Below are 12,887 nucleotides of genomic sequence, written 5' to 3' on the forward strand. Positions count from 1 at the left end.
CGAATCGTCTCAAGCCGAGACGTCGAAAGACCCTAGGTTGCCGGAGGCCCAGGACGCAATGGCGATGAGGACGACGCCGAGCGCCAGCGCCCAGGCGAGCGCCGTGCAGCCGCATGACAACAGCGCCAGCGCACTGATACGTCCTTCGCGCCGGGCGGCAAGCGCCTCGTTGGTGAGCATGAAGGGGCCGGCGCAGGCGGTTGCCGCGAGCGAGCGCAGGAGGTGAGCGGGCGAGACATAAGGCTCGGCAAAGGCCAGCCGGCGGCCACAGACCAGTTCCATGGCGGAGCCCGCGAGGCCGCAAGCCGTGAGGCCAACCGCAAAGGCGTAGAGAAACAGTCCTGCGGAGCCCATCTTTACCAACCGTTTACCATGAAATCGCACAGTCGCAATCGCAGGACGCAGTGCAAAAGCCATGCCGTGCCTGCTGTGCCGGCAAAGGACACTTCGAGAGGCGCGGGATTGGATCGAGGATTGTGATGAAAAAGGCAGCCGCCGCCGACAATCCGGAATTCGAGGTCGTGGATTCTGCTTTCATGAAGCGGGTGTTCTACGCCTTCGCGGCGCTCGCACTGCTTTCGGTCGCAATCAGCGTCAGCGGGAAGTGGCTGGGCCGATCGATCGCCATGGCGGGCTACACGGATGACACGTCCGTCCGCCAGATCGTCATCGGCAACAACGTCGTCGCAGTGCCGGCCAATTACATCCGCTTCGAGCAGGCCAGGGTCGACGGCATCGCCTCGCGCCTCGACCTCTATCTGCGCTATCCCGAAATGGACGGCTACAGCAGCGCCGCGCGCGACGACTTCAACCACGCCGCGACCAAGAAGATCATCTTTATGTCTTTCGAGCCGCGCATGATGTCACGCGACATGAGCGGCCGCTTCGCGCCGATCTACAGCGCCCTGATCGTCAAGCCGGGCACGTCCGGACCGGGCGGAACGACGCTCTATGGTTTTACCGAGAAATCAGGCTATCTCAACGAGGTGCTCGCGGTCGCCGACCGGCCGGGCAAGGATCCCTTCGTCGCCCGCTGTCTGAGCGGGCCCAGTGCGGAGGAATCGCTGGCGCCCTGCGAGCGCGACATCCAGGTCGGCGACGACCTCAGCCTCACCTATCGCTTCCCGCGCGAGCTGTTGGGCAGTTGGCAGGCGCTCGATGCGGCAATCGTCGCCAAGGTGGCAGGCATCCTCAAGCCGGGGCACTAGGTGGCGTGAAAGCGCCGCCCGGATCTCAGTTCAAGCTGTTTCAGCCCGCAGCCATCGCTTCAGGCCAGCCACGTCGCCGTCGCGCACGGCCTTCGCCACACGCCGGCCGACGCTCGCGCCGAACTTGTAGCCATGGCCCGAGCAGGCCGAGACGACCAGGCATTTGCCCTTCTCGTAAGCCAGGAATTTCTCGTCCTCGGTAAATGTGTAGGCGCAGGTGACGACCTCGGTCACCTTGTATTCCGTGATGCGGGCGATCGGTGGCGAGAACAGGTTGCGGATCACCTCGCCCTCGCCCGGCACCGGCTGGCGGTTCCAGTCGGCGTCGCTGGTCGGCACCTTGTGCAGGCCGGAGCCGAACTTCATGCCGGCGCCGCGCGTCAGCGGGATCATGTAGCCGTCGGTGGTACCACCGGTGAGGATCATGGGCGCGACCTCCCACGCGGCCTTGAGGTCGGCCGGCGGGTCCACATAGGCGAGCGCCGTGCGATAGGTCCGCAGTTCGCCGCCCAGTTCCGGAAACAGCTTCAGCACCCAGGCGCCAGCGGTAACGACGATCCTGTCGGCCTGCATCGTCTCACCGCCGGCAAGCGTGATGCGGCCGGCCTCCGCGTCGACTTGGACCACCTTGCTCTTCTCATAGACATTGGCGCGATTGGCGAGCAGCCAGGCGGCAAGGCCCGATGCGATCTTGCGGCAGTGCAAGGCTCCGCCATCTGGCGAGAAAAAGACATAGCGGAATCCCCCCGGCTCCAGGAATGGCCAGCGTTCGACGGCAGCTTCCGGCTCGAACAGGTCGTACGGATAGTTCCCTTCTTCCATGCCCTCACGATATTCCTCCGCCTTGTCGCCAGGCTCGCACGAGATGCAGAGAAAACCGCGCGGGTCGAGGTGGCTTTCGCCGAGATCCGTCCAGAGCTCATTCCACGCCTCATAGGCTTCGCTGATGAGCTGGCCGTAACCGGTGCCGGCGCGGTAGGCGCGGCGGATGATGCGGTGATGATCGCCGGAGGCCGCCAACGGATTTGGGATCGGTCCCTGCTCGACGATCGAGACGCTGTGGCCGGCCTTGACCAGCGACCAGGCGGTGGAAAGCCCCGCGATGCCCGCGCCAACCACGATCACATTCATCAATGACTTCCTTCCCGCTGGCTGAACTCAAAGGCAGAGGCGGCCAACATACGGTCTGGCGACTGACAGGCAAGGCGCGCTAATCATCTGGCATGACCGATTTGATGCCTCCTTATCTCGCCTTTGATCCAGCCAGGAGCCGCCTGCGCCTCGAACCGCACGAGCCGGGATTCGTGCAGAACCCATACGAGGCCTATGCCTTCCTGCACGGGGCCTCGAACGCTTTCTTCTGGGAGGACTACGGCTACTGGTGTTTTGGCGGTTTCGACGACGTCAACCGGCTGCTGCGCGACCGCCGCTTCGGACGCCAGAACCCGGCCGGCATTCCCGACAGCCGTGGGGTCGGCGATGATCGTTCACACCTCGCGGCTTTCGATGCGATCGAGGCCAATTCAATGCTGGAACTCGAGCCGCCGGTGCATACGAGGCTGCGGACATTGGTCAACCGCGCCTTCGTCTCGCGCCAGGTCGAGCGGCTGCGACCACGCATCGAGACCTTGGCCAACCAACTGATCGACCGGTTCGAGCCTGGCGGCGTCGACCTTCTGCCGTCCTACGCCTCGCCCCTGCCGATCACCATCATCGCCGAAATGCTCGGCGTCCCGGTGGAGATGGGCCCGCAACTGCTCGACTGGTCGCATCGGATGGTCGCCATGTACATGCATGGCCGCACGCGCGAGGTCGAGGACACTGCCAACCGCGCCGGCCGCGAGTTTGCGACGTTCCTGCGCGGCTATGTCGCCGAGCGGCGCAGGAAACCGGGTGACGATCTGCTGTCGCTGCTGATCGAGGCGCAGGACAATGGCCAGAAGCTTTCCGAAGACGAGCTGGTTTCCTCGGCGATCCTGCTGCTCAACGCCGGGCACGAGGCTACCGTGCATCAGACCGGCAACGCGGTGCGTTCAATCCTGGCGCAGGGCGGCGACCCGCGTCGCTTCTTCTCTACGCCGGAAGCAAACGCAGCCACTGTCGAGGAATGCCTGCGCTTCGATGCGCCGCTGCACATGTTCCTGCGCTACGCCTATGAAGAGATGGAGGTTGCTCCGGGCATCTTGCTCAAGCCCGGCGAGAAGATCGCGCTGCTGCTCGGCATGGCCAACCATGACCCTCTGGCGTTTGCCGAGCCGGCCAGGTTCAACCCGATGCGCACGGACCAGAAGAACGTCTCCTTCGGCGCCGGCATCCATTTCTGCATCGGCGCTCCGCTGGCGCGGCTCGAACTGCAGGTGTCATTGAAAACGCTGTTTGACCGGCTGCCAAAGCTGCGTCTGGCGGACACGCCGCGCTTCCGCGACACCTATCACTTTCATGGGCTGGAAACGCTGGCTGTCGGCTACTGATGCCAAGGTCTGTTTCACCCCGAGGGGTACACGGCAGCCGCTGCCGACCGTCCCTTTAGAGTTTGATCACATATTCCTTGCGGGTCGTCTCGAGCACTTCCCAGGTGCCCTGGAACCCGGGCCTCAGCACGAAACTGTCGCCGGCGCGCACGGTGCGCGCCTCGCCGCCATTTTCAGTGATCACCGATACGCCCGACAGGATGTGGCAGAACTCCCATTCGTCATAGGCGATGCGCCATTTGCCGGGCGTCGCTTCCCAGATGCCGGCATAAAGACTGCCGTCCCGTTCTTCGACATTCCAGGTGCGGAACTTTGGGTCCCCGGAGATCAACCGGTCCGGCGCCGGAGCGCCGACCTCCGGCACCACGGTTTCGGTATTGACTTCAAGGAAGGCCGCCATGCGATCAGACCTTGTCGAGCGCCTGCTCGAGATCGGCGACGATGTCGTTGACGTCTTCGATGCCGATCGACAGCCGAACCGTGTCCGGTCCAGCGCCGGCCTTGATCTTCTGCTCGTCGGAAAGCTGACGATGCGTGGTCGAGGCCGGATGGATGACCAGCGACTTGGTGTCGCCGACATTGGCCAGGTGCGAAAGCAGTTCGAGCGCCTCGACGAACTTGACGCCGGCCTCGTATCCGCCCTTGAGGCCGAAGGTGAACACGGCGCCGGCGCCCTGCGGCGAGTATTTCTTCTGCAGCGCGTTGTTCTTGTCGCTCGGCAGTCCGGGATAGTTCACCCACGCGATCTTCGGATGGTTCGAAAGCCAGGCGGCGACGCTCACTGCGTTGTCGCAATGGCGCTGCATGCGCAGCGGCAGCGTTTCAAGACCTGTCAGGATCAGAAAGGCGTTGAAGGGCGAGATCGCCGGGCCGATGTCGCGCAGGCCGAGCACGCGCGCGGCGATGGCAAAGGCGAAGTTGCCGAAGGTCTCGTGCAGCACGAGGCCGCCATATTCGGGGCGCGGCTCCGACAGCATCGGGTATTTCCCGGACTTGGACCAGTCGAACGTGCCGCCGTCGACGATGGCGCCGCCGATCGAATTGCCGTGGCCGCCGATGAACTTGGTCAACGAATGCACCACGATGTCGGCGCCGTGCTCGATCGGCCGCACCAGATAGGGCGAGGCAAGCGTGTTGTCGACGATCAGCGGCAGGCCGTGCCTGCGCGCGACATCGCCGATCTTCTCGATATCGACGAAGATGCCGCCGGGATTGGCGAGGCTTTCGATGAAGATCGCCTTGGTTCTGTCATCGATCTGGGTCTCGAAGGTCGAGAGATCGTTGACGTCGGCCCAGCGGACCTCCCAGCCATAATTCTTGAAGGCGTGGCCAAACTGGTTGATCGAACCGCCATAAAGCTTGTTGGCTGCGATGAAATTGTCGCCCGGCTGCATCAGGTTATGGAAGACGAGCACCTGTGCGGCGTGGCCGGAGGCAACCGCAAGCGCCGCGGTCCCGCCCTCGAGCGCAGCAAGGCGTTCCTCGAGAACAGCCTGCGTCGGGTTCATGATGCGGGTGTAGATATTGCCGAAGGCCTTCAGCCCGAACAGCGAGGCGGCGTGATCGGCATCGTCGAAGACATAGGAGGTGGTCTGATAAATCGGTGTGGCACGCGCGCCGGTCGCCGGATCCGGCTTGGCGCCGGCGTGAACGGCGAGCGTATTGAAACCGGGCGTACGGGTCATCGAAGCCTCCCTCTCAAACTTGCGAAAATCGACCTTGCAAAAATCGTCGGGCATTCTTGGCCAAGCGCGGTCGTGAATGCAAAGAAGAAAATACCTTTCGGCGCTGGATCTGCGCCGAACGCCCGGAAAAATCCATCTCCTTCCGGAATAATTTTGCGGCGCGCGTCTACTTCTGTCGCACGCCGAAGCTCTGAAAGCCCTGTCGCATCAGGGGCTTCTTCGACGACAGCACGCCGGAATTGACGCCGGTCCAGCCGATCTCGCCTGACAGCTTGCCATATTCGATCTTCGGACAGCGGTTCATCACCACCTTGATGCCGGCGGCCTCGGCGCGAGCGGCCGCCTCGTCATGGCGCACGCCAAGCTGCATCCAGATGACCTTCGGCAGCGGATCGAGTCTCAGCACCTGGTCGACGATGCCCGGAATTGCCGCCGAGCCGCGAAAAATGTCGATCATGTCCACCGGCTGCGGCAGGTCTGCCAGGCTGGCATAGACGGTGCGGCCCAGGATCTGCTTGCCGGCATGACCAGGGTTGATCGGGAATACCGAAAAACCCTTCGCCAGCAGATATTTCAGCACGAAATAGCTCGGCCGCACATCGTTGGGCGATGCGCCGACCATGGCGATCGTCTTTACCGAGTTGAGGATACCGGCAATGTAATTGTTGTCGTACGCGTCATGGTTCATGGCTCGTCCTCATACAGCGCTTCGGCGAGAAAGGCAGCCGGATCGCTGCAGAAGTCGCGCATCATGCGAAAATGATCGGTGTCTCCAAAATCGGTCGGATCAAGGCCGAAGCGGGTGACGCGGAAGAGCCGCGCATTCGGACAGGCCATCAGCAACGGCGAGTGCGTGGCCATGATCACCTGTGCGGTGCCGGACTGCTCCATCCGTTGGAGCAGCTTGAGCAACTCGATCTGGCGCGTCGGTGAGAGCGCGCTTTCGGGCTCGTCGAGGATGTAGATGCCCTGCCGGCGGCAGCGCTCCTGGAAGAATCGGATAAAGCCCTCGCCATGCGACCATGACAGGAAATCCGGAGGTGCCCCGCCAGAATCCAGCGCCGCCTGGTCGAGGTAGCGGGCGACGGAGTAGAAGGATTCGGCACGAAAGAACCAACCCGCGGTGACCTTCGGCAGCCAATGAGCCCGAAATGTATCGGCGAGTGCGGCGCCGCTCTTGTCGATGGCGGTGGAATGGTCGACCGGCCTGTAGCCCTTGCCGCCGCCGGCTTCGTCGTAACCGGCCAAAGCACCAATCGCTTCCAGCAGCGTCGATTTACCGGTGCCGTTCTCGCCGACGATGATAGTGATGGCGGTCGAGAATTCGAACTCGAACTCACGGCTCTGAAAGATTGGAAGATTCCAGGGGTATCGGTCCCAATCGGCCACCCGCGACGGCTCGAGCAGGATGCGTTTCAGATAGGGCGCTTTCAGCCGTGTCAGTTGCTTGCGGGCAGGCACGTCGAACCTTCAATGATGGGAAAGCGCTGCTATCGGGCCTGCTATTCATCGGTCCATTCTGGCTTGCGCTTGCCGATGAAGGCGCCGATGCCTTCCTCCGCGTCACGCGCCAGCATGTTCTCCACCATCACGCGGCCGGCGTAGGCATAGGCGTCGGACAGCCCCATTTCGGCCTGGGCGTAGAAGGTTTCCTTGCCAGTCTTGACCACCAAAGATGATTTTGAGGCAATGGTTTGCGCGTATTTGTTGACAATCTGATTCAGATATTCGCGCGGCACGATGCGGTTGACCAGGCCGAATTCCTTGGCGGTCGCGGCATCGATCGTCTCGCCGGTGAGCAGCATCTCCATCGCCTGCTTGCGCGAAACGTTGCGCGACAGTGCCACCATCGGCGTCGAGCAGAAAAGGCCGATGTTCACACCCGGCGTGCAGAAGGTCGCCTCATGCGAGGCAATGGCAAGGTCGCAGCTGGCGACAAGCTGCAGCCCGGCCGCCGTGGCAAGACCATCGACCTCGGCGATCACCGGCTTCGGATGACGAACGATCGTCTGCATCAAACCCGCACAGGCGGCGAAGGTCTGTTCGAAGAAGGCGCGGCCGCGATCGGCGTCGGCGCGGTGCGCGGTCATTTCCTTGAGGTCGTGGCCGGCGCAGAAAACCTTGCCGGACGCCGCCAGTATGATGACCCGAACGGATTTGTCGGCCTTCACGCAATCGAATTCGGCTTGCAGCGCCGCCATCGTCGCCAAGGACAGCGCATTGGCCGGCGGACTGGCAAGCGTGAGGCGCAATACGCCATTGTCCCGGCTGACAAGAACCGAACCATCGACGGCGGCCGGCTTCATGGCGACGATTTCAGCCACTTTCAAACCCTCTTGATCAGCGCTCGCTGGGCATGGAGCAACAGAACTAGCACGCTGCCGATTGAAGAACAGCCGCGAGGCGTGTTTTCTCGCTCGACATCATTTGGTCCAGCCGCCCTGCCTTACAGCATCATATAGGACGCCGCCGATGCCTGCCCAAACCAATCTGAAGCCGGTGCTCACCGCGACGGAGGTCAACCGGCTGATGGCAAGCGTCTATCCGCAGCTCAACGACCAGTTCTCCTTCTATGAGGCGCTGGAGGTTTTTCCCGGCGGCTGCACCGTGCGGCTCAATGCCGACGACCGGCATCTGCGTCCTGGCGGCACTGTGTCCGGTCCGTCCCTGTTCACGCTGGCGGACATCGGCGGCTATGTCTGTGTGCTATCTCATGCCGGTCCGGATGCGCTTTCGGTGACCACCAACCTCAACATCAATTTCATGCGTAAGGCAGAGGCCGGTCCGATCGACGGCCATTGCCGCATCCTCAAGCTCGGCAAGAGCCTGATGGTGTTCGATATTGACATGGTCGCCGGCCCGGACCGGCACACAGTGGCGCATGCCACAGGCACCTATTCGATCCCGCCGAAGCGAGCGTCACCCTAGGTTTGGGTATATTTCCAAAGGGATAGGCTATTCTCTTGGTTGCCAAGCCGGACACCCACTTTCGGGATCACCCTCCCGGAACGATAGATTAGATCTGGCAGGCGATTGACGCGGAATCCAGCTTGCGGTAAAATAATACCATAGAGATAACGAACTGTTTTTGCTTGATTTAACGCAAGCGACAGAGTTTTCCGGCGCCTTGACGTACCCGGTACTCTCGCCTATAAGCCCCTCCGAAGCAGCGGCCCGCAACGGCCGCCGTTTTGTTATTGGCGGATGGCTCTAGCCGCTCCGTCAATCCAAGCAACAAGAAACGCCTTTCATGTCCTTGCGGATAGGAAGGTCAACCCGAGAGCAAAACCATGGCTACCTTTTCGCAGAAGCCTGCGGATGTGGTGAAGAAGTGGGTGCTGATCGACGCCGAAGGTCTCGTCGTCGGCCGCCTCGCCACTGTCATCGCCAACCATCTGCGCGGCAAGCACAAGCCCACCTTCACCCCCCATGTCGACGACGGCGACAACGTCATCGTGATCAACGCCGACAAGGTGGTGTTCACCGGCAAGAAGTACACCGACAAGGTCTACTACTGGCACACGGGCCACCCCGGCGGCATCAAGGAGCGCACCGCGCGCCAGTTGCTCGAGGGCCGTTTCCCCGAGCGCGTCGTCGAGAAGGCCGTCGAGCGCATGATTCCGCGCGGCCCGCTTGGCCGCCGCCAGATGAAGAATCTTCGCGTCTATGCAGGCGCCGAGCATCCGCACACCGCCCAGCAGCCCGTCACGCTCGACGTGGCAAAGCTGAACTCCAAGAACAAGAGGGCCTCGTAATGGCTGAGCTTTCCTCGCTCGCAGAACTCGGGACTGTCACGACCGCCGCGCAGCCGGCCGCGCCCGTTCATGTCCAGAAGCTCGACAAGTCGGGCCGCGCTTATGCCACCGGCAAGCGCAAGAACGCCATCGCGCGCGTCTGGGTGAAGCCGGGTTCCGGCAAGATCATCGTCAACGACAAGGAATTCGCGAGCTATTTCGCGCGTCCGGTGCTGCAGATGATCCTCAACCAACCGATCGTCGCAGCCAACCGCGCCGGCCAGTACGACATCGTCGCCACCGTCATCGGCGGCGGCCTCTCGGGCCAGGCGGGCGCAGTGCGTCACGGCATCTCCAAGGCGCTGACGTACTACGAGCCGGCGCTGCGCTCCGTGCTCAAGAAGGGCGGATTCCTGACCCGCGACAGCCGCGTCGTCGAGCGCAAGAAGTACGGCAAGGCGAAAGCCCGCCGCAGCTTCCAGTTCTCGAAGCGCTAAGCGTTTTGGATGCAAGTTTCTCGAAGGCCGCCTCCGGGCGGCCTTTTTGTTTGGCGCAGTTATTGGCCGCGTCCGGCCGGTGACTTGATGTAGTCGATGAATGCTCGCAGCGGTGCAGGCACCAGACGCCGGCCGGGATAATACAGGAAGGGCCCCGGGAAGCTCTGCCACCAAGGCTTCAACACAGGTTCGAGCGCGCCGCTCTCGAAATGCGGGCGCACCCAATCCTCGAAGAGCCACAGAATGCCAACGCCGGCGATCGCTGAATCGACCGCGAGATCGACACCGCCACCGATACCAACGACCAACGGTCCCGTAGGATTCACCCGTACCACTTCGCCGTCCCGCTCAAATTCCCAAGGCGTCATTGCCCCGCTGGGAAAGCGGCCGCGCAAACAGGCATGGCTGAGCAGATCGCGCGGATGCTGTGGCCGGCCATGCCGTTCGAGATAGGCCGGCGCCGCGGAGGTGGTGAAGCGCTGCACGCGCGGGCCGATCGGAACCGCGATCATGTCCTGCTCCAACCGCTCGTCATAGCGGATGCCGGCATCGCAACCGGCTGCCAGCAGATCGACAAAACTCTCCTCGGCGATCACCTCCAGGCGAATGGCAGGATTGGCAGCCAGAAAGCCCGGTACGATCTTGGGCAGGACCAGCCGTGAGGCGCTTATCGGCACATTGAGGCGCAAGGTCCCGGCGGGCCGATCGCGAAAACCGTTGACGACATCGAGCGCTGCCTCGACCTCACCCAGCGCGGGGCCGAGCCGTGCCAGCAGACTCGATCCGGCATCGGTGAGGGCCACGCTGCGGGTGGTGCGGTTGAATAGTCTGACGCCTAGTTGCGTTTCCAGTCGCCGGATCGCTTCGCTCAGCGCCGAAGCACTGCTTGCCGTTGTGCGTGCTCCCTCGCGAAAGCCACCGGCGCGGGCCACCGCCAGAAATGCCTGGAGATCATTGAAGTCGGCCATTGTTCGACATTCCGCACAAGCTGTCTCGATTATAGGCAATTATCGAAACAGCGAACATGCCTTATTTCCCTATTCGAGCGACAAGGAGAAGCAGCATGTCCAGCATCGACAAATCGGGTACTTACAAGCTTGGTGACCGCCCAGTCCGCAGACTCGGCTATGGAGCGATGCAGCTTGCAGGCAAAGGGGTGTTCGGCCCACCGTTGAACCATGACGCAGCCGTCGCCGTGCTACGCGAGGCGGTGGCATGCGGGGTGAATCATATCGATACGAGCGACTATTACGGTCCGCATTTCACCAATCGGCTGATCCGCGAAGCGCTGGCGCCCTACCCCGACGAGCTCACTATCGTCACCAAGATCGGCGCCCGCCGCGGCAACGACGCGTCCTGGCTGCCGGCCTATTCACCGGAGGAACTTACCCGGGCCGTGCACGACAACCTCAGCAATCTCGGACGCGACATGCTCGACGTGGTCAATTTGCGCATCATGTTCGGCATCCACGGCCCCGCCGAGGGTTCGATCGAGGCGCCGCTGACGGTGCTGGCCGAACTGCAGCGCAAGGGTCTGGTGCACCATATCGGCTTGAGCAACGTCACCCGCGCACAGATCGCGGAGGGCCGCAGGATCTGCGAGATCGTCTGCGTGCAGAACCAGTACAACCTGGCGCATCGGAACGACGACGTGCTGATCGACGAGCTTGCCCGTGAAGGCATCGCCTATGTGCCGTTCTTCCCGCTCGGCGGCTTCAACCCATTGCAGTCCTCGACACTGTCCAGTGTCGCGGGGCGGCTCGGCGCCACACCCATGCAGGTGGCGCTTGCCTGGCTGCTGCGGCGCGCGCCGAACATCCTGCTGATCCCAGGTACGTCATCGGTCGCGCATCTACGGGAGAACCTGGCGGCGGCGGAGCTCGAATTGACGGACGAGGTGTTGAGCGAGTTGGACGGAGTCGCCAAAGCAGCGTGACTAGCTAATCTCTCCTCTTGTGGGGGAGATGACTGGCAGGCCAGAGGGGGGCGCGAAGGAACGCCAACACGAAGGCCCGAGGTGAGCGAAATGCCCCGAAATGCAAGCAGCGATTGACCGGACAGGCCGGCGGGACAGCGCCCCCCTCTGCCCGGCCGGGCATCTCCCCCACGAGGGGGGAGATCGGCGGTGTCCGCGCCGTGCTCTAATTAATACTGGCGGTACGCGCCGGCTCAGCCGGTTTCACGTCCGTCGAATAAGGCACCCGATAACCGTTGGCTGTGAGCCAGTCGATGGCCGCTTTCGGCTCGTCGGTCTGGATGATGGTGGCGCCGCGGTCGGCCCAGAAGCCCCAGCTTTCGCGTGGCATGCCGGCGGCGACCGCGAGTTCATCGCCGCGGCCGCCGGCGAGATAGCCGCCCGGCTTGTTGACGATGGCGTAAGTGTCGGCCCAGAGGTGCCAATCACCCCTCACCGCTTCCGCGCGCATGCGGGTGCTGAACAGCGGGCCGCCGGTCGCGGTCAGCATCTCGGCACCGTTGCGCCAGTTGATCAGCTCGACCGCCCGGGGGGAGAACGCCCGGCCTACTTCGTGCGCGAAACCCGCGTCATGCACGGCATCATCAGCAAGAATCGGCATGAACTGGAAGCCGCCGCCAGCCTCGGCAAGTGCTGTGTGGGCCGCGTCGATGCGCTGGCGGCTCCAAAGGTTCTCCTTGACGATTACCTGATCGGTCATGCCGAGATCCCGGGCAACCGCGATCATGCCGGGCAGATCCTTCACCTCCAGCTTGTTATCGAGGTTGATCAGGATCCGGTCCCTGGTCGCCGTCAGCATTTCACGCAGCGTCGACACCGTCTCATTGGTCACGGCATCGGTGCCTTCGACCACCAGCCGGCATTTTTTCAGTTCGGCAAGCGTGTAGTTCACCACCTCGCCCTTGCAGGTGGTGGTGCGGTCGAGCCAGCTGTCATGCATGATGACGAACTCGCCGTCCTTCGAGCGCCTGACGTCGACCTCGACGATCTCTGCGCCTACCTCGATCGAACCTTCGACCGCGGCGAGCGAATTCTCGGCATAGAGCGTTTTGCCGGCCTGCATGCTGCCGGCGCGGTGGGCTGCGATCATGACATGGTCGCGCCATTGGTTGGCATGCCCGAAGCGATCGAGGATTTGGGCAGTGCGTGTCTCGCCGGCTAAAGCCTGGCCGCAGACGGCAGCAAGCGTGGCAGACAAAATGAGGCTCAGCCAGAGGGTTCGCATCGGGGAATCGCTCCGTTCCGGGTCGGCACCCGGTTAGGCGATGCCCATGACAGGCCGGTGAACGAAGCCGGCTAGCTGTTCAAGCGGAAGGC

General features: G+C 62.9%; 15 protein-coding genes. 6 read left to right on the forward strand and 9 right to left on the reverse strand.

The features are described 5' to 3' along the window. Positions 1-9: 9 nt before the first annotated feature. The gene (locus EN818_RS03180; protein ID WP_135903974.1) at positions 10-354 is read right to left on the reverse strand and encodes a hypothetical protein; all 345 of its coding nucleotides are present in this window, start codon (positions 352-354) and stop codon (positions 10-12) included. A gap of 125 nt (positions 355-479) precedes the next feature. Between EN818_RS03180 and EN818_RS03185 the strand changes: the two genes are divergently transcribed. After that, entirely contained in the window at positions 480-1,208 is a 729-nt protein-coding gene (locus tag EN818_RS03185) for a hypothetical protein (RefSeq protein WP_095807306.1), read from the forward strand. A 30-nt stretch (positions 1,209-1,238) separates the two neighbouring features. Here EN818_RS03185 and EN818_RS03190 read toward each other — a convergent pair whose 3' ends face one another. After that, a complete protein-coding gene (locus EN818_RS03190) occupies positions 1,239-2,339 on the reverse strand; it encodes an FAD-dependent oxidoreductase (RefSeq protein ID WP_095807305.1) in 1,101 nt (366 codons plus the stop codon). 92 nt (positions 2,340-2,431) lie between these two features. On the opposite strand from EN818_RS03190, the gene EN818_RS03195 reads away from it, so the two are divergent. After that, entirely contained in the window at positions 2,432-3,679 is a 1,248-nt protein-coding gene (locus tag EN818_RS03195; RefSeq protein ID WP_095807304.1) for a cytochrome P450, read from the forward strand. A 55-nt stretch (positions 3,680-3,734) separates the two neighbouring features. On the opposite strand, the gene EN818_RS03200 is transcribed toward EN818_RS03195, so the two are convergent. The 5 genes from EN818_RS03200 to EN818_RS03220 form a co-directional block, all read right to left on the reverse strand. Beyond that, the gene (locus EN818_RS03200; RefSeq protein WP_095807303.1) at positions 3,735-4,079 is read right to left on the reverse strand and encodes a cupin domain-containing protein; all 345 of its coding nucleotides are present in this window, start codon (positions 4,077-4,079) and stop codon (positions 3,735-3,737) included. A 4-nt stretch (positions 4,080-4,083) separates the two neighbouring features. Continuing rightward, the gene (locus EN818_RS03205; protein ID WP_095807490.1) at positions 4,084-5,364 is read right to left on the reverse strand and encodes an O-acetylhomoserine aminocarboxypropyltransferase; all 1,281 of its coding nucleotides are present in this window, start codon (positions 5,362-5,364) and stop codon (positions 4,084-4,086) included. Between the two features lie 166 nt (positions 5,365-5,530). Beyond that, positions 5,531-6,052 carry a CoA-binding protein gene (locus tag EN818_RS03210; protein ID WP_095807302.1) on the reverse strand — a complete coding sequence of 174 codons (522 nt, stop codon included), beginning with the start codon at positions 6,050-6,052 and terminating at the stop codon, positions 5,531-5,533. After that, positions 6,049-6,825: an AAA family ATPase gene (locus tag EN818_RS03215; RefSeq protein ID WP_095807301.1), complete on the reverse strand. Its 777-nt coding sequence runs from the start codon at positions 6,823-6,825 to the stop codon at positions 6,049-6,051. Before EN818_RS03215 ends, EN818_RS03210 begins: the two co-directional genes overlap by 4 nt. Positions 6,826-6,866: 41 nt before the next feature. Next, positions 6,867-7,688 carry an enoyl-CoA hydratase gene (locus EN818_RS03220; protein ID WP_095807300.1) on the reverse strand — a complete coding sequence of 274 codons (822 nt, stop codon included), beginning with the start codon at positions 7,686-7,688 and terminating at the stop codon, positions 6,867-6,869. Between the two features lie 148 nt (positions 7,689-7,836). Between EN818_RS03220 and EN818_RS03225 the strand changes: the two genes are divergently transcribed. The 3 genes from EN818_RS03225 to rpsI all read left to right on the forward strand — a co-directional run bounded on the left by EN818_RS03225 (position 7,837) and on the right by rpsI (position 9,595). Next, positions 7,837-8,292 carry a PaaI family thioesterase gene (locus EN818_RS03225; RefSeq protein WP_095807299.1) on the forward strand — a complete coding sequence of 152 codons (456 nt, stop codon included), beginning with the start codon at positions 7,837-7,839 and terminating at the stop codon, positions 8,290-8,292. A gap of 362 nt (positions 8,293-8,654) precedes the next feature. Continuing rightward, entirely contained in the window at positions 8,655-9,119 is a 465-nt protein-coding gene (gene rplM / locus EN818_RS03230) for a 50S ribosomal protein L13 (RefSeq protein WP_040983169.1), read from the forward strand. Continuing rightward, positions 9,119-9,595, forward strand: a complete 477-nt coding sequence (gene rpsI / locus EN818_RS03235; protein ID WP_095807298.1) for a 30S ribosomal protein S9 — start codon at positions 9,119-9,121, stop codon at positions 9,593-9,595. The genes rplM and rpsI overlap by 1 nt, the downstream gene beginning before the upstream one ends. A 59-nt stretch (positions 9,596-9,654) precedes the next feature. On the opposite strand, the gene EN818_RS03240 is transcribed toward rpsI, so the two are convergent. Beyond that, a complete protein-coding gene (locus tag EN818_RS03240) occupies positions 9,655-10,563 on the reverse strand; it encodes a LysR family transcriptional regulator (RefSeq protein ID WP_095807297.1) in 909 nt (302 codons plus the stop codon). Positions 10,564-10,658: 95 nt separating this feature from the next. On the opposite strand from EN818_RS03240, the gene EN818_RS03245 reads away from it, so the two are divergent. Then, positions 10,659-11,531, forward strand: coding sequence for an aldo/keto reductase family oxidoreductase (locus tag EN818_RS03245; RefSeq protein WP_095807296.1), 873 nt, complete (start codon positions 10,659-10,661; stop codon positions 11,529-11,531). Positions 11,532-11,736: 205 nt separating this feature from the next. Here the strand turns inward: EN818_RS03245 and EN818_RS03250 are convergent, their stop codons facing one another. After that, positions 11,737-12,795, reverse strand: a complete 1,059-nt coding sequence (locus tag EN818_RS03250) for a glycerophosphodiester phosphodiesterase family protein (RefSeq protein WP_095807295.1) — start codon at positions 12,793-12,795, stop codon at positions 11,737-11,739. Between the last annotated feature and the right edge of the window lie 92 nt (positions 12,796-12,887).

It is taken from the genome of Mesorhizobium sp. M3A.F.Ca.ET.175.01.1.1, from assembly GCF_004791945.1.
Lineage (GTDB): Bacteria > Pseudomonadota > Alphaproteobacteria > Rhizobiales > Rhizobiaceae > Mesorhizobium.